We start from the raw sequence: 23,570 nt of genomic DNA on the forward strand, positions 1-23,570 counted from the left end.
GCGGGGGGGGGGGGGGGGGGGGGGGGGGGGGGGGGGGGGGGGACCCCCCCCCCCCCCCCCCCCCCGCGGGGGGGGGGGGGCGGCGCGGCGGGGGGGGGGGGGGGGGGCGCCCCCCCCCCCCCCCCCCCCCCCCCCCCCCCCCCCCCCCCCCGGGGGGGGGGGGGCCCCCGCGGGGGGGGGGGGGGGGCCCCCGCGCCCCCCCCCCCCCCCCCCCCCCCCCCCCCACCCCGAGGCAAGCCTCAATCTGCACACCCTTTTACTCGTCGGTGATCGCGGCGAGCATGTTGGTCCGGGCCGCCCGGCGAGCGGGCCACATCGCGGCTACTACCGCGGCCAGCACGATGCCGACCAAGGACACCGCGATGATCGTGGTGGGCAGCGTGAAGTCCGACAGCCGTTGGCCGAACATGGCGTGCTGCATGACCGCACCCACCGGAACACCGATCACCACGCCGAGCAACGCGCCGAAGATCGAGAGCACCACGCTCTCCACCGTGATCATTCGGCGCACCAGCAGGCGGGTGGCGCCCACCGCGCGGAACACGCCGATCTCGCGGGTGCGCTCCAGGACCGCCAGCACCAGGGTGTTTACGACCCCGAACAAGGCGATGAGGATCGCCACGCCGAACATCGCGTACATCAGCGTGAAGGCCAGCGCCTGCCGGTCGACGCCCTGCTCGATTAGCGACTCGCGGTCGCCGATGACCACGTCCGGCCGGTGTCGGAAGGCGGTCTCGATGCTTCGCCGCGCTTCAGCGGGGTCCGGCCCGGCGGCGTACAGCGTGGTGATCTGCTTCCGCAGCGACTCGGGGGCTTTGGCGACGTCGAGGAAAATGCTCGCCTGCAGTTCGGTGGCGTCGTAGACGCCCACCACGGGCTGGGTGATCGAGGTCCTGGCGTCCAACTGCAAGGTGATCTCGTCGTGCACGCCGAGGTCGAGCATGTCGGCCTGGTTGCGCGAAACGACCACGCCACGGGTCAGGTCGGCACTGCCAGCCGTGATCTTCGGGGTGAGCACGGTGCCGAGGGCAGTGGGCTCGATCGCGGAGATCCGCCGCACGGTCTCGCCAGCGGCATAGGTCACCTTGACGAGCAGGTCGCGGCTACCCGCCACCTGGGTCACTCCCGGCAGCTCGCCGACGTCGTCGAGTTCGGCCGGGGTGAGCGTGGACTCGCCCCCGGCGGCGGACTGCAGGACCGTCGTCGTGCCGGGCACGTTGGCCCGGAAGGTCGAGGCGATCAGCGCGGAGAACGACGCGCTGAGCGTGGCGAAGGCGCACACCAGGGCCAAACCGACGGTGATGGCGGTCGCGGCTCCGGAAGTGCGCCGCGGATCACCCGCCGCGTTGCGGAGCGCGAGCCGGAGCGGAGGCCCCGAACGCCGGTCGGAGAACCGCGTGATCGGTCGCAGCACAAACTCGGCGAGCCGGGGTGCGAGCAGGATCATGCCGACCACACCGAGAACCGCGCCCACCAGGGCGATGATTCGCGCGGTGTTCGCTGAGCTGGGATCCGCAGTCGCGGTGACCATCGCTGCGGCGACGATCAGGAGTCCGATGCCGATGAGATTTCGCATCCGCCTGGTCTCGCGCGGCACGGCACTGTCCGTGCGCAGCGCCGCGACGGGTGGTACGGCGGCTGCTCGCCGCGCGGAGCCGTAGGCGGCGAGCACGGTCGTCAGCACGGCGACGCCGTACCCGAGCAGGATGGCGAACGGGCTGACCGTGAAGGTGACCTCGTCGTCCGGCCGCAGCACCGAGATCAGCAACGGACCGATCGCCACCCCGGCCAACGTGCCGACGGTGCCACCCGCCACGCCGAGCACTGCGGCCTCGATGACGATCCCCGCCCGCACCTGCCGTTTTCGGGCGCCGACCGCGCGCAGCAGCGCGAACTGCCGGGTTCGCTGCGTCACCAGCATGGTGAACGTGTTGGCGATGACGAACATCCCGACCAGCAAGGCCACCGCCGCGAAGGGGAGCATCGTCATCCGCAGGTCCTGGACGTCGGCCTCGGCCTGCTGGACCGCGTCCTCGGCCAGCTCATCACCCGTCGCCACGTGGTAGTCGGCCGGGACGACCTGCCGCGCGCCCGCCTTGATCGCTTCGGGATCGCCGCCGGTCAGCTCGATCCGGTGGAAGCTGTTGCCGAGCAACTCCGTCGCGGTGGCCGTGTCGTAAGCGACCACCGGCACCGCGTCGGAGGCCGCGTTCGAGTCCGATGTGGACTCCGGGCCGAGCTGGTGGTAAGTGAACAGCGCCGTCACCTCGGCGTGGTCGATGTGCCCGTCGGCCAACAGGATGCGGGCGTCATCGCCCACCGCGAGCCCGGCGGTTTCGGCATCGGCCGCGTTGAGCGCGACCTGACCCGGCCCGGTGGGCGCCTGGCCCGCGACGACGGTGAAACGATCGGCGCTGCTCCAGTTCGTCCCGGCCCGGTCCAGAACCGTGGTGGCCTCGACGAGCTTGTTGTCCCGACCGATGATCCCGGCCCGACCGACGATCACGCCTTCGGCGCGTGCGACGCCGGGCACGGCAGCCAACCGGGCCAGATCTGCTTGTGCGAGCAGTGGTTCCTTGCCCGGACTCTGCACCGACACGCCGACGTCGTGGCGGGTCTCCCGTCCGGCGAGGGTGGTGGCGATGGAATCGCTGACCACCCAACTCCCGACCGTCGCGGCCACGCCGAGTGCGATGGCCAACAGCGTCATCAACAAGCGGCCCCGGTGCGCCAGCAGTTCGCGCAGCATGGTCCTCAACATCAGACGGCCGCCTTCTCCAGGAACTTCATGCGCTCCAGCACGCGGTCGGCGTTCGGTGCGGTGAGCTCGTCCACGAGCCGACCGTCTTTGAGGAACAGCACGCGATCGGCCCACGCGGCGGCGCTCGGCTCGTGCGTCACCAGCACCACGGTCTGGCCGAGTTCATCGACGCTGCGGCGCAGGAAGCCGAGCAGTTCCGCCGAAGCGGCGGAGTCCAGCGAACCGGTCGGCTCGTCGGCGAAGACCACGTCAGGCCGGGTGACCAGGGCCCTCGCGCAGGCCACCCGCTGCTGCTGGCCGCCGGAGAGCTGGCTGGGCCGATGCCCCAGCCGATCCCGCAGGTCCAGCGCCGCGATGACCCGCGCCAGCATGCTCCGGTCCGGCTGCCGTCCGGCCAGGTCGAACGGCAGCGTGATGTTCTCCAACGCGGTCAGCGCGGGCAGCAGGTTGAACGCCTGGAAGACGAATCCCACGCGATCCCGGCGGAGGCGGGTGAGCGCGTCGTCGCGCAGGCCGGTCAACTCCGTGTCGCCGATCCACACGCGACCCTCGTCGGGCTCGTCCAGACCCGCGACGCAGTGCAGCAACGTCGACTTGCCGGAACCGGACGGACCCATGATCGCGGTGAACTCCTCGCGGCCGAACCGCACGTCGACGCCAGCGAGCGCGGCCACCTGGGAATCGCCGGAGCCGTACCGCTTGCCGAGCCCGGTCGCGCGGATGGCGGCTGATTTCGGTGTCATGGCCGAAATCGTGCTGGCCCACCTCCAGCCCGCACGTCGCCGAAACGGCGACGACCAGCACTGACTTTAGTTACACCGGAGATGAACATTGGTGGGACGCCGAACTCCCGGCGCACAACTACGGTCTACGGCGTGGCGAAGCGGGTGCCGGAACTCTGGGGGTTGCTGCTCTTGGCGGCAGTGGTCGTGGCGGGGATGTTCGTGCCGGTCAGCGGCGGACCGGTCCCCTACGTGCTGGCGGAATCCGGCGTTGACCCGATTTTCGGCCTGGCGCTGTCGATCGTGCTGGCCGCGGCGTCCTTGACCGCGGTCCTGCTGCTGCCGCGCAGGCGATGGCCGTTGATCGTCGTCGGACTGCTGGCCTGGCTGCTGATGTCGGCCTGGATGGCGCTGTGCGTCGGCTCGTACCTCGCAGCTCACCGACGACCGCAGCTGACCTGGTACTTCGTCGTGGCGAACGGGGCCGCAGTGCTGCCGACGGCCGTTGGGCTGGCCATCGGCCGGGCGGACCTGGCGCTGGGCGACATGTGGGCCGCGGTCGGCGGTGCGGGCCTGTTCGTCTGGCTGCCGTTCGTGCTCGGGCTGTGGGGTCGGGCCCGCCGCGATGTGCTCGACGGACTCCGCGAACGAGCCGCGCAGCTGGAGCGCGAGCAGGCGGCCCGAGCCGAACAGGCGCGGCTGCAGGAGCGGGCCCGGATCGCGCGGGACATGCACGACGTCATCGCCCACCGGGTCTCGCTGATGGTCCTGCACGCGGGCGGACTTCAGGTCAACGCCGCGGACGCGAACACCGCGGCCACGGCGGAACTCATCCGCACCACCGGCCAGGAAGCGCTCGCACAGCTCAGGGACACGATCGGCGTGCTCAAGAGCGCAGCCGCGGACGCCCAGCTCGGCCCGCAGCCGACCCTGGTGGACCTGGACCGCCTCCTCGACCAGTCCAGGGATGCCGGGATTTCCGTGGTCCGGCACGACGAGGGGACCGCGTGGCGCATACCGACCTTGCTGGAGCATGCGGCGTACCGCGTCGTGCAGGAGGCGCTGACCAATGTCCACAAGCACGCTGGTAAGGCCCGCACTGATGTCACAGTGCGCTACCACGAGACGGATCTGGAGGTCACGGTGATCAACGAGACGCCACCGGAACCGGTCGAGTCGCTTCCGGGTAGCGGCCTGGGGTTGGTCGGCCTGCGGGAGCGCGTCGAGTTGTTGGACGGCGAGTTCGCGGCCGGACCACGGGCCGACGGCGGATTCGCGGTGTCCGCCCGGCTCCCCGTCAGCCCACGGGAACCCGCGTGATCCGGGTCCTGGTCGTCGACGACGAGGCACTGGTCCGAGCCGGGTTGCGCATGATCCTGGAACCTGCGGCCGATATCGAGGTGGTCGCCGAGGCCAGCGACGGCGGCGAAGCGATCACGGCGGTCGCCAAGCACCGCCCCGACGTGGTGCTCATGGACGTCCGGATGCCGGGCATGGACGGGCTGACCGCGCTCCGCGAGCTGCGGCGCTCGCCCAGCGCGCCGAAGGTGATCATGCTGACCACCTTCGACCTGGACGACTACGTGCACGGCGCGCTGCGCGGCGGCGCGGCCGGATTCCTGCTCAAGGACACCGCACCGCACGATCTGACCAATGCCGTCCGGATCATCGCCGAGGGCAGCGCCATGCTCACCCCGAGCGTCACCAAACGGCTGATCGACACCTTCGCCGAGCTGGAATCGCCGAGCGCCGTCGACGCCCGGCGGCGGCTGTCGGTGCTGACCGGCCGGGAGGAAACCGTGGTCCGAGCCGTCGCGCGGGGTCTGTCCAACGCCGAGATCGGGCTGGAACTCGCCATGAGCGAAGGCACGGTGAAGGTCCACGTCAGCCGCGCGCTGGCCAAGCTGAACCTGGCCAATCGCGTGCAACTCGCCTTGCTGGTCCGCGACGCGGGCCCGACGCCACCGCGGTGACGCGGGGTCAACCGGCCAGTTGGGCCTGCCACATCCAGTGCTGCTTCTCCAACTCGGCGGCGATGCTGATGAGCATGTCCTGGGTGACGAGGTCGGTCTTGTCGGTTTCGTCGATGCGGGCCCGGAGTCGGCGGACAACTTCGGCCAGCGCGTTCGTGATCGCTTCGATGACGTCGTGATCGCTGCGCCAGTCCGGGTCGAACTTCGGCACCCCGGAGCCTTGCGCGACGGTCGCGGCACGTCCGTCCGGCGAAACGCCGATGGCGGCGGCGCGCTCGGCGGTGTCGTCGGCGAACCCGCGAGCGGCGTCGACCAGCTCGTCGAGGTGGAGGTGCACGTTGCGGAAGTGCCTGCCGATGACGTTCCAGTGCATCTGCTTGGCGACCAGGTGCAGATCGATCAGGTCCAGCAGCGTGGCCTTCAGGATCTTGCCGGTGATGTCCTGGTCCTGGTCGTTCAGCGGGCTGGTGATCGGAGCCTTCTTCGAAGCCGTCTTCTGCGCCATGAGTTCCGTTACCTCCTCGAACGCGAGCCATCCCTTCGAGGGTGCGTCCTGGGGCATACCCGCGCATGTTGAAGGGAATGCGTTTCGCGCGGCAAGAGGTGAGCCGCGACTAGCGGAGGCGCTGCGGTGGGTCAGCCGCGGTTGGCGAAATCGACGACCTGGTGCCCGATGGTGCGCAGGACGTTGGCCACCTTCTCGTCGGCGCACTCCCCACCGGTTTCGAACTGCGTTTCAGCCGAGTTCACCGCACCACCCAGCGGTGTCGGCCAACCGCGCAGGGAGTGCACGACGGAGCGCAGCGCCTGCAACGTGGTGACCGTGGCCTGCCAGCCGTAGGCGATGCCGATGCAGCCGACCGCGCGACCGTCCAGGTAGGGGCGCTCGTCGGCGCGCAGGTCCTCGACGTAGTCAAGGGCGTTCTTGATCAGCCCGGAGATCGTGCCGTGGTAGCCGGGCGAGGCGAGGATGACGCCGTCGGCGGTGCGCAGGGCGTCCACCAGCTCCAGCGCGCTGTCGGTGCGCTCGGTCACCTGCGGGTCGTAGAACGGTAGCGCCAGGGCACTGCCGGTGATCGCCTGGACCTTGGCGCCCGCCTCCCGCGCGCCCGCGAGCGCCGCGTGCAGTGCTCGCTCGGACTGCGAGTCGGGCCGGACCGATCCACCGATTCCCACCACGGTCACCGTCATGCGCTGATCCTTTCACCCGCACCCCGAACCTGTCGCCTCCCCCGCGAGGCAACTGCCACGCTACGACTTCGAGCTCACTGGAGGTCAACGCCGCTCCAGCAGTGCCCCGCGCCACAACTACCTGCGGGTAACCTCACCCGGCACCTGCCGCTTTCCCTGGAAGGCCACGCCAATGCCGAAAGTCCTCGAACAGTTGCAGCCGACGCTGGAAGCTGCCGTCCTCCGCAATGCCTTCGCGCTGCCGCAACCCGTGCGGCGCCTCATCGCGGGACGGCCGATCCGGCTGGACGACCAGGAACTGGCGCTGGACGCCCAACTCCTGCTCAAGCTCCAGCAGCTCAGCGGTCATGACGGGTTGGCGGCAACGACTCCGGAGATCGCCCGCGAGGGCATGCGCCGAGCGACCAAGATCACCGCTGCCCATCCGGTGCCGGGCGTGGTGGTCGCCGATCGGCGGATCGCGACCGCCGCGGGCGAGAAGGAGGCGCGGTTGTACCGGCCGCGCGAGCTCACCGAGCCGGGACCGCTGCTGGTCTTCTACCACGGTGGCGGCTGGGTCATCGGCGATCTCGACACCCACGACGACCTGTGCCGATTCCTCGCCAAGCACGCCGGGATCCGGGTGCTGTCGGTGGCTTACCGCCGCGCCCCGGAGTTCCCGTTCCCGGCCGCCCTGGACGACTCCATCGAGGCGTACCAGTACGCCCTCGACAATGCCGCCGAGCTGGGCACCGACCGCGCTGCGATCGCGGTGGGCGGGGACAGCGCGGGCGGCAACCTGGCGGCCTCGGTCGCCCTGCACGCGACCCGATCGGGACTGCCCAAGCCGGTGTTCCAGCTGCTGATCTACCCGGCCACGGAAGGCGTCACGCGCCACCGGTCGCGGGAGTTGTTCGGCAACGGATTCCTGCTCACCGACCACGACATGGACTGGTTCATGGACCACTACGTGCCCGACCTGGACGCCCGCCAGGACCCGCGGCTGTCGGTGCTGCGCGCCGACGACCTCAGCGGCCTGCCTCCCGCGTACGTCGTGACGGCCGGGTTCGACCCGCTGCGGGACGAAGCCGAGGCGTACGCGAAGCGACTGGCGGACGCCGGGGTCACGGTGCTCAGCCGCCGGTTCCCGGACCTGATCCACGGTTTCGCCAACTTACGCACGATCGGCAACCGCTTCCAGGAGGCCCTGTTCGAAATCGTCGGCACCCTCCGCGCCGGACTGGAACTCCAAAAGCCCTTACCCACCAAGCAATCGTGAGCGGTAATGGCCGCTATGGCGACCGTTGCCGGTCACGACTGCGGTCAGGGGTTCAGGAGTTCGCGGAGGCGGTTGAGGAGGTCTTCGCGGTTGGCGCAGCCGAGGCGTTGTTTGATGCGGCTGATGTGGTGTTCCACCGTCTTGGCCGAGATGAACAGGCGTTTGCCGACCTGCTTGTAGGTCAGGCCCGCGAGCACCAGCTCGGCGACCTCCTTCTCCCGCTCGCTGAGCAGGTCCGATTCCGTTGACAGGCCGCCGCGCACCGCCCGCGGACGCGGCGGTTTGCCCTGCAATGCGCGAGCGCATTCCAGCAACGCGAGCATCGCGCGGCGGTCCGTGGTGCGGATCGCCGCCTGCCCGGCCAGCCGCGCCCCGTCCCACGCGAGACCGGCAGCGTGCAACGCTCGCGCGACCCGCTCCACCTCGTCCTGGTCCACGTGACCATCGAGGATCCGCAACCACACCGGGGCGGCTCCGGCCATCGCAGCGGCCAACGGATTGTGGTGCGCCATGCCGTCCAGCTCCGCCGCGCGCTGCTGCGCGTCGTACATCTCCTCCAACACCACCGCGGCCTGCAGTCGCTTCCAGGTCAGCATGGACGTCCACAATGGAGGATTTCCCAGCCGATCCAGCAGTTCCCTGGCCTGCGTCAGGTACGGCGCGATCCAGTCCTGGTCCCGCAGCCGCGCCGCGGCGACCACGAGTTCGCCCAGCGGCAGCAACGCGAACAGGTCCACCGAGTGCTCCGCGACAGCCTGCCTGGCCTGGCCGCGTGCCGCGGCGAGCGCGGCCATGTCGTTGTCCCTGCTGGCGATGCCCGCTTCGATCGCGGTGGCCAGCAGCCGGTCGCGCGCCGCGGGCTGAATCGTCGCGGGGAGCTTCGCACGGGCGGTCACCGTGTCGCCGCGCACCAGCGGCAGCCATGCCGCCAGCAGCCGATGCCGGTTGTGCAGCAGCGGTCCGCCGGTACCGGACTCGACCGCTCGGTCCAATGTGGACTGCGCGACGTCCAGTTCACCGCAGTGCAGCGCGACCAGGGCGGCGATCGACGCCGGGGTGTCCGGCGCCAGGATGCTGCGCCCCACCGGTTCGGAAAGCGCTGCGGCTCGCACCAGGGTGGACAGCGCGGTGGTCGCCGATCCGACGACGGATTCGCGCACTCCGGCGGCGAGTTGCGCGGCAGCGCCGGTCATCGACGTCGGGGGCCCGGCGTCGTCGGAGGAGCGCAGCAACTCGTCGGCATCGCCCAGCCGACCCGCGCCGATCAGGCCCACTGCGGCATACGCCCGGTCGCCGGGCCAGCGCAACCGCCCCACCGACCACCGGCACAGTTCGGCGGACCGCTCCAGCAGACCCCGGTGCGCCAACACGCTCGCCGCGACCTGCACGCCGAGTTCCTTGTCCGGCACCGCTTCATCGACGATCACCTGGTCGGCCAACCGCAGCGCTTCGTCCAGCTCACCGGCGACGGCAGCAGCGCGCGCCTGGCGCGCCGCAACCGACGCAGCGGGCGTACCGGCCGTCACCGCAGCCGCGAACAACCGTCGCGCCAGCTGCGGCGCGTCCCGCAGGGCTTCCTCCCCGGCTTTCTCGAACGCCGCCGCCAGAGTCGCTTCCGGAAGCAGCGCGATCTCGGCGCCGAGCAGCGGGGCGACCAGCGGCAACACCGAACCGCCGCGGGCCAGTTGGGTTTCGACCAGCCGCCGGGTCACCCGCAGCCGTCGTTCCCACGGCGTCAGCCGCAGCGCGGCAGCCCGGACGATCGGCAGCAGCACGTCGTCCGCACCGACCAGCCCACCGGCCCGCACCGCGAGCAACGCCGAGTTGACCGCCGCGGAGTCGAGGTCGAGCAACGCGGCGAGCAGATCCGGGTGCGGCGTCGCGCCGACCGCCATCGCCGTCACGCATTCCCAACCGGCCTCGCCGAGCTGGTCCAACTCGTGCTGGAACTGGTCGAGCGCGCGCGGCGGCAACTCCGCCACGCCGGGCTCGGCCGTGCTCAGCACCCGGCTCACGTAGCGGGGCACGCCACCGGTCTGCGCCTGCAACCAGCCGATCCACTCCGGCGTCGCCGACTCGGCCTGCTCCGCGATCTCCTCCCGGCCGAGCGCGGACAGCAGCACCGGTGCGCCGAGATCGCCGATCAGCTCGCCGAGCGCGGCCGGCCGCGGCCCCGGCCGATAAGCGACGATCAGCCGCGCGTCGGGCCGTCGGGCGACTTCCCGGAGCCCGCCGAGCACCGACTCGTCCAACCGGTGGGCGTCGTCGACCAGCACCGCCCCTTCGCCCGCGCGCTCAACGGCGTTCGCCCCGAACACCGGCACCCCGGCGTCGCGGTAGGTCTGCGCGAGTTGTTCCAGCAGCGCGGTCTTGCCGTAGCCGCCAGCGCCCTGGATCCCAGCCACGATCGGCGCGGTCGGATCGGCGGTGATCGCCGACCGCAGCCCGGCCGCGTGCCCGTCCGGCAGCACGGCGGGGCGGGAGGTCGTCGAATGATTCACGCCTGCAGTCCTTGTCATCCCGATCGATTGGCGGCATCCCGGTCAATGGCGCATGTGCTGGATCGCGCTGAGCACACCGCCGATCGAGGCGTTGGGCCAGAGGAAGGTAAGCAGCAGCCCACCGATGATCAACACCGCGGCCACCGACAGCTTCAGGATCTTGATGCGTCGCGCCCGGTCCTCGTCCGGCTCCTCCAACGGCATCGGCTCCACCTCGATCGGCGGCCGAGGCGCTGCCGCCACCTCCTCGTCGAAGTCCTCGAACGAGTCGTCGGAGCCTTCGATGCGCATCAACACGCTGGTCTCGGCCACCGACCCCTGGTCCGCGTCGGTCGACAGAACCTGCACCGCGGCCAGCGCCGCGCCGCTGGCCGCGGCCAGTTCGGGCGCGACGTCGACCAGCGGTGGTTTCTGCAACCGCTCGCCCACCAGCTGCTTCAGCAGCGGGGTGCGCGCGGTGCCACCGGCCAGCACGACCACGTCGAGGTCGTCCGGCGACAGCGTCGCCGACTGCACCGCCTGCAGGATCAGCTCCGGCACCCGCTCCAGGTGCGGCCGGGCGAGCTGCTCGTACCGGGAGCGGGACAACGCGAACTCGGTGCGCACCCCTGGCAGTTCCACCCGCAGCTGCACACCTGGTTGGTGCGAGAGGGCTTCCTTCGCCCGGACGCACTCCGCGCGCAGGTGCGCGAGTGCGGCCCGCTGGTTGAGATCGGCGAAGTCGAGCGCGCCCAGCCGATCACCGAACTCGGCGCGGACCGCGGCGAAGATCTCGTCGTCGAGGTCCTGGCCGCTGGGATGCTCGGTGTTCAGCGGCGAGCCGACCACCTCGAAGCCCCGTCGGCGGCGGCGCAGCACGGTCGCGTCGAAACCGCTGCCCCCGATGTTGCCCACCACGACCGGCTCGTGCTCCTCGACGCGCTGCTTGGCGGCGTAGTCGAGGGCGACGGCCATCGGTTCGGGCACCATCGTCACGTCGGTCAGGCCGAGCTGGGCCAATGCCTGGTGGACCAGGTGGGTGCGATGCGGGCCCCAGGTCGCGCTGTGCGCGACCGCGATGTGCTCGGCCGGATGCCCCTGCCGGTGCGCGACCGCATCGGCCACCCACTCGATCATCGCCGCCACCAGCCGCTGGGCGGGGATGAACTCGCTGCCGACCAGCAGCGGTAGATCGTCGCCCAGCCGTCCGGTGAAGCCGTGCACCACCCACTCGTGGTGGGTGATCTCCTGCCGCTGAGCGGCCTCGCCAGCTACGAACGACCCGTCCTGGACTCTGCACAGCACGGTCGGCACCACGGGCCCGGCGGCCAGCGGGACCGGCGCGGCCGGTGACCAGCGGCTGCCGTCTCTCCGGGCAATGGCAGCCGTCGTCGCCGTCGCGCCCAGATGAATGCCCAGGACGTAAGGCATGCAATCCCTTCGTGTGACCGAACTAACCACCATCGAGCGATACCCGCAGTGGCGCAGGGTGGACACAATTTAGCGCGCATCCAGTTACACACAGGTTCCGGATGCCCCAACCGACCCCCTAATGGGCCACCTCATAGATCCCCTAATAGGTGCCCGGATAACTAGGAGTCGTTCCCGATGGCTGGGGGGCCTGACGTCTCTACGGTGATCAACACGGCAGTGAGGGACCGGACGACCTCACTCGGAAGACACCCAGCCGAGTACCGCTGAGCATTGGGAGGCCCAAGGATGGTGAACCCTCAGCAAGCGACTGGTCGGGCCGAGTCCTCCACGTCCGACCCCGGGACGCACTCCACCGCTGGCCTGCCGGATCAGCCGACGCTGTACGAGTTCCTCACGCGCCTCGTCAGCGACCCGGCCGCCCGGTCGGCCTTCGACGCTGATCCACAAGCCACGCTGGATCAAGCCGGACTCGGGGGGATGACCGCGACAGACGTCCTGCAAGCCACGTCGCTGGTCCTCGACTACGCGCCGGTCGAGGTCGTCACCGCGTACGACCGCTCACTCCAGAGCAGCGTCGAGAAGTTCGCTGCGAGCACCCAGCACGTCGCGATCAACGAACTGCATCCCGCACATCCATTCGAGCAGGAAGAACAGAGCATGCTGCAGAGCACCCCCGCCCAGCCCGCCGACTTCGGCAAGGACAGCGACGTCGACGCCACGATGCCGGCCCCGGCTCCGGCCTCGTCGCACAACGTCGACATCGACATCGAGAACAACGACTCGCACAACCTGATCAGCGTTCACGACGTGCTGAGCAACAACAACATCGGCAACGACAACATCGTGGCCAGCGTCGTGGGCAACACGGTGGGCCAGGTCGGCGACAGCCTCGACCTGTCCAGCGCCACCAACGTGGTGGGCGACCTGACCTACGGCACCGTGTCCCAGGTCAACGAGACCGCGACGCACGTCTTCGACACCAGCGTCGACTTGGCCGCTGGCGCTGGCACGATGGTGCACGGTGACGTGACCAACATCGTGGACAACTCGGTGAACCTGGACGTGCTGAACGTCGTCAACGACGCTCCGATCGTCGGCGACGTCGCCGCCAACGTCACCAACCTGGTTGGCAACGTGGCCGGTGGCGACCTGATCGGCGGCGTCGTCGGTGGCGACCTGGTCGGCGGCGTCGTTGGTGGCGACCTGGTCGGCAACGTGACCGGTGTCGTGGGCAACGTCCCGATCGCCGGTGACGTGGTCAGCAACGTCGCTGGTGGCGACCTGATCGGCAACGTGACCGGTGTTGTGGGCGACGTGGCTGGCGGCGTGCCGGTCGTCGGCGACGTGGTCGGCGGTGTGACCGGTGGCGACGTCAACGTCCTGCCGGTGGACGACGTGACCTCCGCCCTGCCCGTCGACGACGTGGTTTCGGCCCTCCCGGTCGACGACGTGACCTCCACCCTGCCCGTCGACGACGTGGTTTCGGCCCTCCCGGTCGACGACGTCACCTCGGCGCTGCCGGTCGGCGACGTGGTCTCCCACCTGCCCGCGCCGAGCGACCTGCCGGTTGCTGGCCCGATCGTGGGCGAGCCCGTGGAGGACGTGGTGAACACCGCCACCTCCGCGCTGCCGCTGGACGGCCTGCTCTGAACGCAGTGAGCAACTGAATGCCGGGATCCGCGCACTGCGGATCCCGGCATTCTTCGCATTTCGGACCGCTTTTTGCCGTTCTTGACACTCCGGGTGCGTGTTACAGGTACGAGTTCAGCCGATTGGGTTTTTCTATCGGCTGCGGCACTGCCACAATCGACGCCGTGATCGAGACGGCGTTGGTGGAACTGATCGATCGCGCGACTGCGGAATGTGCCGAGCAGCAACGCGCTGATCTGCACGGCCGACTGCGCCAAATCCGCGCTCGCGTGCTCGACCCAACGCAGCTCGTGCTGGTCGTCGGCGAGTCGAAGCAGGGCAAGAGTGCCCTGGTCAACGCCATCGTGAACGCACCGGTGTGCGCCTCCGGCGACGACGTGACCACCGTCGTGCCCACCCTCGTCCGGCACTCCGACGAACCGACCGCCCTGCTCATCGAGCACGAACCGAGGCAAGGGCCGGCCGCCCTGGAACGCATGCCGGTGCCCATCGAGCAGGTCCGCGAACAGCTCGAACGCGCACTCGCGCTCGGCCGCCCGGTCACGCGCGGTGAGATAGGCATCCCCCGGGCGGTGCTGCAGAACGGTCTCGCGCTGATGGACACCCCCGGCGTCGGTAGCGTGTCCTCATCGCTGACCGCCACCACGCTGGCCGTGGTCGCGGAGGCCGATGCGCTGCTGATGGTCTCCGACGCCACCCAGGAACTGACCACCAACGAGCTCACCTTCCTCAAGCAGGCCACCGCGCTGTGCCCGAACGTCGCGCTGGTGCTGCCCAAGATCGACCGGACGCCGCACTGGCGGCGAGTGCTCGAAGTCAACCGGAAGCACCTGGACAACGCCGGTATCGCCGCCAAGATCTTCCCGGTGTCGGCGAACATCCGGATGCGTGCGATGCAGACCAAGAACACCAACCTCAACGCCGAGTCCGGGTTCCCACCGCTGCTGGAATTCCTCAAGACCGAAATGGCGGGCAGGCACGAGCAGCTCACCCGGCGGCTGGTCGCGCACAACGTCTCCGAGGCGCTCACCCAGATCAACGACGCGCTGCGGGCCGAACTCGCCGCGCAGAACCCGCGCACCGCGGCCGAGACCCTGGTGGAACTGGAGACCGCGCAGCGCCGCGCCGAAGACCTCAAGCGGGTCGCCAGCCGGTGGCAGAAGGCGCTCAACGAGGGCATCTCCGAGATGTTCACCGACATCGAATTCGACTTCCGGGAACGCAGCTGGGCGGTGTTGCACGAGGTCAGCGAGATCTTCGAGGCCGCCGATCCGCTGGAGGTCTGGGACGAGTTCCGCGACTGGCTGGCCGCCCAGCTCACCGCCGCGATCACCGAGACCTTCGAGTGGCTGGAACAGCGCAAGGAACGGCTCGCCGAGCAGGTCGCCGACGAAATGCTGGCCCAGCACGCCGGGGCGCTGCCGAACCTGGACCGCGTTCGCCCACCGGACCCGCTGGACGAGGTCCCGGAACCGAAGTTGCCGCCGAACTCGGAGTACAAGCGTTTCGACCAGTTCCTGACCGGGCTGCGCGGCTCCTACGGCGGCGTGCTGATGTTCGGCCTGATCACCACGCTGGCGAACCTGCCGCTGATCAACGTGGTGTCGATCTCGGCGGGCGTCCTGCTGGGCACCAAGAGCCTCAAGGAGGACAAGGACCTGCGGTTGCGCCGCCGCCAGTCCGAGGCGAAGACCGCGGTCCAGCGCTACGTCGAGCAGGTCATCTTCCAGGTGAACAAGGAGGCCAAGGACGCGATCCGCGGCGTGCACCGGGGCCTGCACTCGCACTACATGGGGATCACCGAAGATGCCCAGATGGAGATCAGCCGAGCCATCCAGGAGATCAAGCGGTCCGCCGAGCGCAGCGCGGTGGATCGCGATCAGCGGGCCAAGGAGATCCGGCAGAAGCTGGAAGACCTCACGGTGCTGCGTCGGCGGGTCAACATGCTGACCCAGAACCGGATCACCGCGGCATGAGCACCGATGCACTGCTGGAGCGCGCCCGCGCGCTGTTGATCCGCACCATGACCTTCTACCGGGACGATCCGCGCACCTCCGCCTGGCTGCGCGATCGGCTGGAACGGCTCGGCCAGCCGCTGCGCATCGCCGTCAGCGGCCGGGTGAAGTCGGGCAAGTCCACGCTGATCAACGCGCTGGTCGGCGAGGAGCTCGCGCCCACCGACGCCGAGGAGCGCACCCAGGTCAACACCTTCTACCAGTACGGGCCGGAACCGAGGATCCTGATCCACACCCCGCACGGCGCGGTGCAGAACGTGCCGGTGACCACATTGGACGCCGGCACCATCCGCGACCTGCAGCACTGGCGGCCCGACGAAGTGGCCCGGCTGGTGATCGAGGCGCCGACGCCGGGATTGCAGGCCATCACCCTGATCGAAACACCCGGTGTCGCGTCGGCAGCGGTCCAGGAGACCGGGCGGTCGGCGCTCGCGCAGATCCTGTCCGAAGCGGACGCCGTGCTCTACCTGACGCGGTATCCGCGGCAGACCGACCTGCAGTTCCTGCAGTCGGTCAACGAGTTGCAGACGGCCCGCTGCGTGCCGATCAACACGATCGTGGCGTTCTCCCGCGCCGACGAGACCGGCAGCGGCGGCCCGGAAGCGCTGCAGAGCGCCGAGCGGATCGCGGAGCGCTACCGCAACGACCCCACGCTGCGGTCCTTCGCGCAGCACCTAATTCCGGTGATCGGGCTGCTGGGGCAGGCCGTGGCGACGATGACCGACGAGGAGTTCACCGCGCTGGGCAACCTGGCGCGGTTGTCCCAGAACGACCAGGACGCCTTGTTGTTGTCCGCGGACCGGTTCATCAACAGCACCGGTTTGGAGTCGACACCGGGGCCGGTCCGACGGCAGCTGCTCGAGCGGTTCGGGCACTTCGGCGTCGAGCGTGCCCTGACGTTGCTGCGCGGCGGGGTGACGGACGCGCAGAACCTGCGGGCCGCGTTGCTCGACGAAAGCGGCATGAACCTGCTGCAGGAGGCCGTGCACCAGCAGTTCGTGGAGCGGCAGAGCGCGTTGCGGGCCCGATCCGCGCTGCTGGCCGTCGACATGGTGTTGCGCGCCAATCCCCGACCCGGCGTGCAGCAGTTGCGCGGCGAGTTCGAACGACTGCTGGTCAACGCGCACGAGTGGAACGAACTGCGGCTGCTGTCGGCGCTGGATTCCGGGCAGGTGCGGTTCGCCCGGCCGCTCCAGTCGGAGGCCAAGCGGTTGCTCGGGGCGTTCGGCGCCGCTCCGCACGCGCGGCTCGGCCGGGACGAGCTGGCGCTGGAAGTGGATCTGGCCGACGAGGCGGCGGCCGCGCTGTCGCGGTGGCGTGAGCAATCGGTGAATCCACTGCACGACCGGACCCACCGCGAGGCGGCCCGAACGGTCCTGCGCAGCTGCGAACGCCTGATCCTCCACCAGGTCCACAGCGCCCAGCGACCGCAAACCACCCAGCACCAGCAGAATCCCCAAGCCCAGCACGGTCACCGCCACGACCCGCAACCGACCCAGAACACCCCGGGCGCCCACTCCCGCGGCTGATCCTGTCCACTTCGGACTTTCGAGCTGGCGTGGTTCGCCACCTCTTCCCCACGTGCGAAGGCCCGGGAGCATCGGGCTCCCGGGCCTTCGCGTGTGGTGGTTGCCGCAGTCAGCGGTGGCTGTCAGCCCTGGAGCTTGTCGGCGATCTTGTCGCCGGTGGCCTTGTCGACGCTGCGCCAGTACTCCAGCGCCCGCTCCAGGACCGGCTTGCTCACGCCCTTGGCGAGGTGGCCGGAGACGTTGTCGACGAACCGGGTCCGCTCCTCGTCGTTGAAGACGTTGCGGACCATCGCACCCGGCTGGCCGAAGTCGTCGTCCTCGGCGTGCAACCGGTAGGCCGAGCGGATGACTTCGTGCTCGATGCCGGTCGGCGCGTCGTCGGTGCCGTAGGAGGCATCCGCGTGCGGGCCGCCGTAGGAGTTCGGCGCGTACACCGGGTCGCCCACGCCGAAGCTGTACCGCATCTGGCCGTCCTTGGCGTAGCTGTTGACCGGCGCGACCGGACGGTTGACCGGCAGGTCCATGTAGTTGGTGCCGATCCGGTAGCGGTGCGCGTCCGGGTAGGAGAACAGGCGGCCCTGCAGCATCTTGTCCGGCGAGGTGCCCACCCCCGGAACCAGGTTCGACGGCTCGAACGCGGCCTGCTCGACCTGCGCGAAGTAGTTCTCCGGGTTCCGGTTCAGCACGAACTTGCCGACCCTGATCAGCGGGTAGTCGCCGTGCGGCCACACCTTGGTCAGGTCGAACGGGTTGAACCGGTAGTCCGCGGCCTCCTCGAACGGCATGACCTGGACGTACAGCGTCCAACTCGGGTGCTCGCCGCTGGCGATGGTGGTCCACAGGTCGCGGATGTGGTGGTCGGCGTCCTCACCGGCCAGCCGGTCCGCGTCGGCCTGGCTGAGGAACGCGTGGCCCTGGTCGGTCTTGAAGTGGTACTTGACCCAGAACTTCTCGCCCGCCCCGTTGATCCACAGGTAGGTGTGCGAACCGTAGAGGTTCATGTTCCGCCAGGTCTTCGGGATGCCGCGGTCACCCATCAGCCAGGTCACCTGGTGCGCCGACTCCGGGCAATTGGTCCAGAAGTCCCACTGCATGTCGTGGTCGCGCAGGTGGTTGTCGGCGCGGCGCTTCTGCGAGCGGATGAAGTCCGGGAACTTGATCGCGTCCCGGATGAAGAACACCGGGGTGTTGTTGCCGACGAGGTCGTAGTTGCCCTCGGTGGTGTAGAACTTCATCGCGGTACCGCGCGGGTCGCGCCAGGTGTCCGGCGAACCCAGCTCACCAGCGACCGAGGAGAACCGGATCAGCGTTTCGGTCTTGGTGCCCGGCTGGAACACGGCGGCCCTGGTGTACTGGCTGACGTCGTCGGTGACCTCGAAGAAGCCGAACGCGCCGCCGCCCTTGGCGTGCACCACGCGCTCCGGCACCCGCTCGCGGTTGAACTGGGCGTTCTTCTCGATCAGGTAGTGGTCTTGCAGCAGGATCGGGCCGTTGGGACCGGCGGTCAACGAGTGGTCGTCGCTGGCGACCGGGATTCCGGCGTTGCTGGTGGTAGGTCGTGCCGAACTCACGATCGTCCCTCCTCGTGGTGGTGGCTGCGATCCCCCGGCGCGGTTGCCGAGGACCGACAATCAGGACATAACCCCCAGAACACGACCTCCGCTTCGTCCACGTCGTAGCCCGCGGTGGACGACGGCGTCAGGCACGGGGCGGAGCCGTAGACGCAGTCGACGTCCTCGGTCCGGCCGCACACGCGGCACACCAGGTGGTGGTGGTTGTCGGCGGTTCGAGTTTCGAACCTGGCCGGATGCCCGGCGGGCTCGATCCGCCGCAGCAGCCCGGCGTTGCCGCACGCGTTCAGCACGTCGTAAACGGCCTGAGTGGACACCGAACCGAGTCGCCCGCGCACTGCGGTCGCCACCTGGTCGGCGGTTGCGTGCGGATGGCCAGCCAGCCACCGCAGCACCGCGAGTCGCGGTTTGGTGACCCGAAGACCGGCAGCCCGCAACCGCTCACGCGGGTCGTCCGCGCTGGCGGAATGGTTGCCGTTCGTCGTGCTGAGGGTCATAGCGAGGCCAAGTATGACACCCAAAGATTGGAACGAGTCAAGAAAGCACCCAGCAGTGTGTGTCCCAACTCATCCCCCAAGCCAGCCCGACCGGCAAGACAGGCCCTTACAGCGCCAAGTCGCGGAGTGCCTTGTGCAGTTGGTCGACCAGCGGTCGACGGCGGGCCATCAACTGGGCCGCCGCCGGGTCCGGCGCGATCTTGCCGTCCAGCCGCACCAGGTCTGCGGCGCGTTGCAGCGAATCGAGTTCGCCGAGCGCTCGCCAGCCCAGCAGCACCGCGCCGAGCCCTGACCCGCCGCTGCCCTCCGCCAACTCCAGGTCGATGTCCAGCGCGGCCGCGATCGCGTCCGCCCACACCCGGCTGCGGAAGCCGCCGCCGGTAGCGCGCACCGCTCGCACTTCGGCCCCGGAGTCAGCCACCGCATCGCGCACCAGGGCGAGCTGCTGGGCCACGCCTTCGACCACCGCGCGAGTCATCTCGGCACGACCGTGCGAACGCCGGAGACCCACGAACGCGCCGGTCAGGCCCGGTTCCCACCACGGGGCCCGCTCGCCGAGCAGATACGGCAGGGCCATCAACCCTTCCGCGCCCGCGGGCACCTCCGACGCCTCGTCGAGCAGGTCCGCGACGTCCACCCCGAAGGCTTCCGACGCCCACTGGGCGACCACGGCACCGTTGCTCACGGCCCCGCCGATCACCCAGAGCCCGTCGGCCATCGCGTAGCTGAACGTGCGGCACCGGTCGTCCACACCCGGCCGGTCGCGGGTCACCCGGAGCGCCCCGCTGGTGCCGAGCGACAGCGCGGCGACGCCTGGGCCAACCGCCCCGACCCCGAGGTTGGCCAGCGGACCATCGCCACCGCCGAGCACCACGGGCAGCCCTTCCGGTAATCCAACAGCCTTAGCTACCTGCGACTTCAGCGGCAACGCGTCCGTCGGCGCGTGGATCTCGGGCAGTTGGTCGGCCCGGATGCCCGCGACCTCCAGAGCTGGCTCGTGCCATCGCAACGTCGCCATGTCCTGCAGACCACTGCCCGAGCTCAGCGAGTACTCGGTGACGAACTCGTCGACGAAGGCCGCGACCACGAAATCCTTCAGCGCGCACCACCGCACCACGTCACGCGTCAGGTCGGCGCGGCTTCCGGTCAACCAAGCCAACTTCACCATGACCGACTGGGTGTGCACCGGAGTTCCGGTGGCCCGGTGCAACGCTGCCGCGGCGTCCCAGTCGGACCGCAGCCGCTTGGCGACCTCGGCCGCGCGGGTGTCCGCCCAGTTGAACGCCGGGGTGGCCGGTTCACCGGCCGAGTCGAGGCCGACCAAGGTGTGCATAGCGGTGCTGAACGACAACCCGGCCACCGGGTGGTCGCGCTCGTCCGCCCAAGCCACGCATTCGGCCAACGCCTCGATCGCCGCATCCCGGACCTGGACGGCATCCTGCACGGCCTCGCCGGACTCGTCGGTGCGCAACGGGTATCCGCGCTCGGTCTGGTGCAGCACCCGAGCATCGCTACCCGCCGCGACGACCTTCGTCGCTGTGGTGCCGAGATCGATGCCGAGGACAACCGGGGCATGGCTCATGCCCCAAACCTATCCGCCGGACCTAATCCGTTCAGGTCACGGCCTTCTGTGGTCGCACGACTCAGGCCCTCCCCTGACTCCCTGCTCGGTCTGGCCCAGCAGGGTGAGGTAGGCGTCGAGCTGGGCCGCGCCGGTGAGGAGGTTGCGGCTGCGCGTGGTCAGCCGGTCCTGCCAGGAGTCGAGGAAGGCGTTCAAAGCGTCTGCCCCGCCCGCCTCGCGCAGCGACTCGATGAACTGCGCGACTTGGTGCAGCAGGTACCCGCCTCGGCGCAGCTGCCGTGCGAGATCGGCGTCGCGCACGCAGTCCGGTCCGTATTCGCGGTAACCCGTTGCCCGGTTGCGTTCGGGTCGCAGGATGCCCTCGGTCTCCCAGGTGCGCAGCGTCGCTGGGTGCACGCCGAGTCGGCGCGCGAGTTCGCCCACGGTCAGCGGTCGACCGTTGACCGGGGTGGGAGTGGTGGTGGACAGGGCGCCGAGGGCAGTGGCGACCTCGGCGCGGGTGTCGCGTTCGGCGAGCAGCGCGACGTGCGCGGCGTCGATGAGCCGGTAGGCGGACTCGGTGTCGCCTCGGTTGGTCGCGCGCATGATCTCCATTGCCTGCTGGTGGCCGTGGCCGCCGCGCAACGCGAGGAAGGCGCGCAGGGCCTGTGCGTGCAGGGGCGTGTAGCGCCGGTAGCCGGTCTCGCTGCGCTCGGTCGGCGGGAGGATGCCCGCGTCGTCGTAGTTGCGGATCGCCTGTGCGGACAACCCGTGTTCTCGGGCCAGGTCGATAGGTCGCAGCTTGCACCTCCGATTGAGGCTTCAATCTAGCGAACCCAGGTAGATGTCACGAAAGTTTCAATCGATTCTTCAACGATAGTGTCGAGGGCAGTTCCTTCCGAAAAGGGGTGTTCATGTCCACTGCTGCATCACTGCGTGGGATCGGCCGCCAACTCGACGACCCGGCAAGCCTGGGCCGTGTCCTCGACGAACTACTCGCCGCGCGGACCGAACCGCCGATCCTGCTCGCCCTCGGCGAACCGACACACGGGGTCGAGGCGTTCCCGTTGCTGCGCAACGAACTCCTCGGTCACCTCGTCGAACGCGGGTACCGGTCGATCGTGCTGGAGACCGATATCTTTGCCGCGTCCGCCGTCGACGACTACGTGGACGGGGCCACGGCGGAGCTCGACAACGTACTCGCGACCGGGTTCAGCCACAGGTTCGGCGCCGTGCCGGGCAACCGCGAACTCGTCGAATGGATCCGCACGCACAACGCCGACCGCGCGCCGCAGGACCGCGTTCGCTTCTACGGCTTCGACGCGCCGTTGGAGTTCTCCAGTGCGCCAAGCCCGCGACGCGCACTGTCCTCGGCCAACGACTACTTGCCCGCGGCGCTGCGGCCCGACTCAGTCCGCGACCTCGACGCGCTGCTCGGTGAGGACGCGGACTGGACGAACGAGGCGGCCATGTTCAACCCGGCAGCGTCCATCGGCGACTCCGACCGCGCTCGCGCCCTGCGCATCGTCGCGGACGATCTCGCCAGCACGCTGCGCCGCGCGGCACCCGACCTGCACCCCGCCGACCCGACCGGCTACGCCCACGCCCTCGCGCACGCGCGCACCGCCCAAGGCCTGCTGCGCTATCACGCGGCCATGGCCAGCCCTACACCCGATCGCATCGCGACCTTGCTCAGCCTGCGCGCCGAGATGATGGCAGAGAACCTGCTCGCGATCGTTGCCCAGGAGCAGCAACGCGGGCCGAGCCTGGTGTTCGCGCACAACGTGCACCTCCAGCGCGCGGAGTCCCACATGCCGGTCGGCGGGGTCGTGCCAGCGGACGAGGTGAGCTGGGGAAGCGCTGGCGCGCTCGTCGGGCTCACCCTCGGCGAGCGCTACATGTTCCTCGCAACCGACGCCAACCCCGACAGCGATCCAGGCACCCTCCAGGGCGTGTTGGCCGAGGCGACAACCCGCCGCGCCCTGTTCCCGACACAAGCCCTGCGCGCCGCGCTTCCCCCGTCAATCGGCACGGGCAAACCAATCGTGCGCGGCCACCTCCCGCTGAACCCGGCGGAGTTGAACGGCGCCGACGCGGTCATCTTCATCACCGACACCGACGGCAAGCAGCATCAGTACTGGTAGCGGCACTCGATTGCCGCCATTGTTCCCGCCGCGACGACCTCCGTCGAAGTGGTACCGAGATCGGCGCCGAGGACAACCGGGGCATGCCTCATGCGCAACCTATCCGCTGGACTTTTCTCGGAGCTTCCGAGCTCAGCCCCTCAGCTCTACCGTCGCCGTGGTCGCCGCGTCAGGACGTCAAGATCAACGTGTAGTTCAAAGGGCAAGTCGGCGGTAAACACACCGCCACGGCATTCAGTGATGACTTCGTAAATTCCTTCGACGAAGTGGTGTTCTGTCAGCGCTATTGAGTGGTCGGTCCGTTCGATAATCCAGTAGAAGGGGATACCCGCCTTCGCGTACTCGAACATCTTCAGGAGCCGGTCAGTTCTTCCTGATCCTGGGGATACAACCTCAACGGCCACCGCGACATCCTTGGCATGGATTCGGGTCGGATCCTGATCGATCAGTGCAGTCGGGGCGATCACCACGTCGGGAACACGCACGGTGGGCGGCCATGTTGGGGTGAGAATCACCTCCATGTCCTGCGCAGCTTCCCATTCCTCCAGCATCTGATCGTCTAGCACGCGGGTCAGTTGCCGGACGATGCGCTGATGGATACCGGCAGCTTGCGCAGTCACTTGGAGGTTGCCTTCCTGAAGTTCATAGCGCCGCGAGTTGTCCTCGGGGAGCTGGTCGAACTCCTCCAAGGTCAACGGGTGGTCGGGCCAGGTCATCACGGACATGCCTCCAATATCGGCCTCATCGAACATTGGTTTGAGATGCACACAAACACACGTTCGAG

General features: G+C 69.4%; 18 protein-coding genes. 7 read left to right on the forward strand and 11 right to left on the reverse strand.

The window, feature by feature from the left end:
* Positions 1-256: 256 nt before the first annotated feature.
* Both MOQ72_RS31710 and MOQ72_RS31715 read right to left on the reverse strand, forming a co-directional pair.
* Entirely contained in the window at positions 257-2,761 is a 2,505-nt protein-coding gene (locus MOQ72_RS31710; protein ID WP_242189428.1) for an ABC transporter permease, read from the reverse strand.
* Entirely contained in the window at positions 2,761-3,504 is a 744-nt protein-coding gene (locus MOQ72_RS31715; RefSeq protein WP_242189429.1) for an ABC transporter ATP-binding protein, read from the reverse strand. Before MOQ72_RS31715 ends, MOQ72_RS31710 begins: the two co-directional genes overlap by 1 nt.
* A 132-nt stretch (positions 3,505-3,636) precedes the next feature.
* Here MOQ72_RS31715 and MOQ72_RS31720 point away from each other — a divergent pair, with 132 nt between their 5' ends.
* Positions 3,637-4,803, forward strand: coding sequence for a sensor histidine kinase (locus MOQ72_RS31720; protein WP_242189430.1), 1,167 nt, complete (start codon positions 3,637-3,639; stop codon positions 4,801-4,803).
* Positions 4,800-5,456 (forward strand): response regulator, encoded by a 657-nt coding sequence (locus MOQ72_RS31725; protein WP_242189431.1) that lies wholly within the window; start codon positions 4,800-4,802, stop codon positions 5,454-5,456. The genes MOQ72_RS31720 and MOQ72_RS31725 overlap by 4 nt, the downstream gene beginning before the upstream one ends.
* Positions 5,457-5,463: 7 nt before the next feature.
* Here MOQ72_RS31725 and MOQ72_RS31730 read toward each other — a convergent pair whose 3' ends face one another.
* Together MOQ72_RS31730 and MOQ72_RS31735 are read right to left on the reverse strand one after the other, a co-directional pair.
* Positions 5,464-5,961 (reverse strand): Dps family protein, encoded by a 498-nt coding sequence (locus tag MOQ72_RS31730; protein WP_242189455.1) that lies wholly within the window; start codon positions 5,959-5,961, stop codon positions 5,464-5,466.
* A gap of 131 nt (positions 5,962-6,092) precedes the next feature.
* On the reverse strand, positions 6,093-6,647 hold the full coding sequence (locus MOQ72_RS31735; RefSeq protein WP_242189432.1) for an NADPH-dependent FMN reductase: 555 nt from the start codon (positions 6,645-6,647) through the stop codon (positions 6,093-6,095).
* Between the two features lie 172 nt (positions 6,648-6,819).
* Between MOQ72_RS31735 and MOQ72_RS31740 the strand changes: the two genes are divergently transcribed.
* A complete protein-coding gene (locus MOQ72_RS31740) occupies positions 6,820-7,905 on the forward strand; it encodes an alpha/beta hydrolase (RefSeq protein WP_242189433.1) in 1,086 nt (361 codons plus the stop codon).
* A 44-nt stretch (positions 7,906-7,949) separates the two neighbouring features.
* Here the strand turns inward: MOQ72_RS31740 and MOQ72_RS31745 are convergent, their stop codons facing one another.
* Positions 7,950-10,406 carry a helix-turn-helix transcriptional regulator gene (locus MOQ72_RS31745; protein ID WP_242189434.1) on the reverse strand — a complete coding sequence of 819 codons (2,457 nt, stop codon included), beginning with the start codon at positions 10,404-10,406 and terminating at the stop codon, positions 7,950-7,952.
* 42 nt (positions 10,407-10,448) lie between these two features.
* Positions 10,449-11,816 carry an Hsp70 family protein gene (locus MOQ72_RS31750; protein ID WP_242189435.1) on the reverse strand — a complete coding sequence of 456 codons (1,368 nt, stop codon included), beginning with the start codon at positions 11,814-11,816 and terminating at the stop codon, positions 10,449-10,451.
* A gap of 288 nt (positions 11,817-12,104) precedes the next feature.
* Here MOQ72_RS31750 and MOQ72_RS31755 point away from each other — a divergent pair, with 288 nt between their 5' ends.
* The 3 genes from MOQ72_RS31755 (at position 12,105) to MOQ72_RS31765 (ending at position 17,013) form a co-directional block, all read left to right on the forward strand.
* Entirely contained in the window at positions 12,105-13,469 is a 1,365-nt protein-coding gene (locus tag MOQ72_RS31755; protein WP_242189436.1) for an IniB N-terminal domain-containing protein, read from the forward strand.
* A gap of 164 nt (positions 13,470-13,633) precedes the next feature.
* Positions 13,634-15,445 (forward strand): dynamin family protein, encoded by a 1,812-nt coding sequence (locus tag MOQ72_RS31760; protein ID WP_242189437.1) that lies wholly within the window; start codon positions 13,634-13,636, stop codon positions 15,443-15,445.
* Positions 15,442-17,013, forward strand: coding sequence for a dynamin family protein (locus MOQ72_RS31765; RefSeq protein ID WP_242189438.1), 1,572 nt, complete (start codon positions 15,442-15,444; stop codon positions 17,011-17,013). Before MOQ72_RS31760 ends, MOQ72_RS31765 begins: the two co-directional genes overlap by 4 nt.
* 122 nt (positions 17,014-17,135) lie before the next feature.
* Here MOQ72_RS31765 and MOQ72_RS31770 read toward each other — a convergent pair whose 3' ends face one another.
* The 4 genes from MOQ72_RS31770 to MOQ72_RS31785 form a co-directional block, all read right to left on the reverse strand.
* The gene (locus MOQ72_RS31770) at positions 17,136-18,584 is read right to left on the reverse strand and encodes a catalase (protein ID WP_242189439.1); all 1,449 of its coding nucleotides are present in this window, start codon (positions 18,582-18,584) and stop codon (positions 17,136-17,138) included.
* Positions 18,581-19,081 carry a Fur family transcriptional regulator gene (locus MOQ72_RS31775; protein WP_242189440.1) on the reverse strand — a complete coding sequence of 167 codons (501 nt, stop codon included), beginning with the start codon at positions 19,079-19,081 and terminating at the stop codon, positions 18,581-18,583. The genes MOQ72_RS31770 and MOQ72_RS31775 overlap by 4 nt, the downstream gene beginning before the upstream one ends.
* Before the next feature lie 106 nt (positions 19,082-19,187).
* Positions 19,188-20,663 (reverse strand): gluconokinase, encoded by a 1,476-nt coding sequence (locus tag MOQ72_RS31780; RefSeq protein WP_242189441.1) that lies wholly within the window; start codon positions 20,661-20,663, stop codon positions 19,188-19,190.
* Positions 20,664-20,699: 36 nt separating this feature from the next.
* A complete protein-coding gene (locus MOQ72_RS31785) occupies positions 20,700-21,443 on the reverse strand; it encodes a MerR family transcriptional regulator (RefSeq protein ID WP_277954984.1) in 744 nt (247 codons plus the stop codon).
* A gap of 113 nt (positions 21,444-21,556) precedes the next feature.
* Here MOQ72_RS31785 and MOQ72_RS31790 point away from each other — a divergent pair, with 113 nt between their 5' ends.
* On the forward strand, positions 21,557-22,786 hold the full coding sequence (locus tag MOQ72_RS31790; RefSeq protein ID WP_242189443.1) for an erythromycin esterase family protein: 1,230 nt from the start codon (positions 21,557-21,559) through the stop codon (positions 22,784-22,786).
* A gap of 146 nt (positions 22,787-22,932) precedes the next feature.
* Here the strand turns inward: MOQ72_RS31790 and MOQ72_RS31795 are convergent, their stop codons facing one another.
* A complete protein-coding gene (locus tag MOQ72_RS31795; protein ID WP_242189444.1) occupies positions 22,933-23,511 on the reverse strand; it encodes a Uma2 family endonuclease in 579 nt (192 codons plus the stop codon).
* Between the last annotated feature and the right edge of the window lie 59 nt (positions 23,512-23,570).

The sequence above is a fragment of the Saccharopolyspora soli genome (assembly GCF_022678645.1).
GTDB classification, from domain to species: domain Bacteria; phylum Actinomycetota; class Actinomycetes; order Mycobacteriales; family Pseudonocardiaceae; genus Saccharopolyspora; species Saccharopolyspora soli.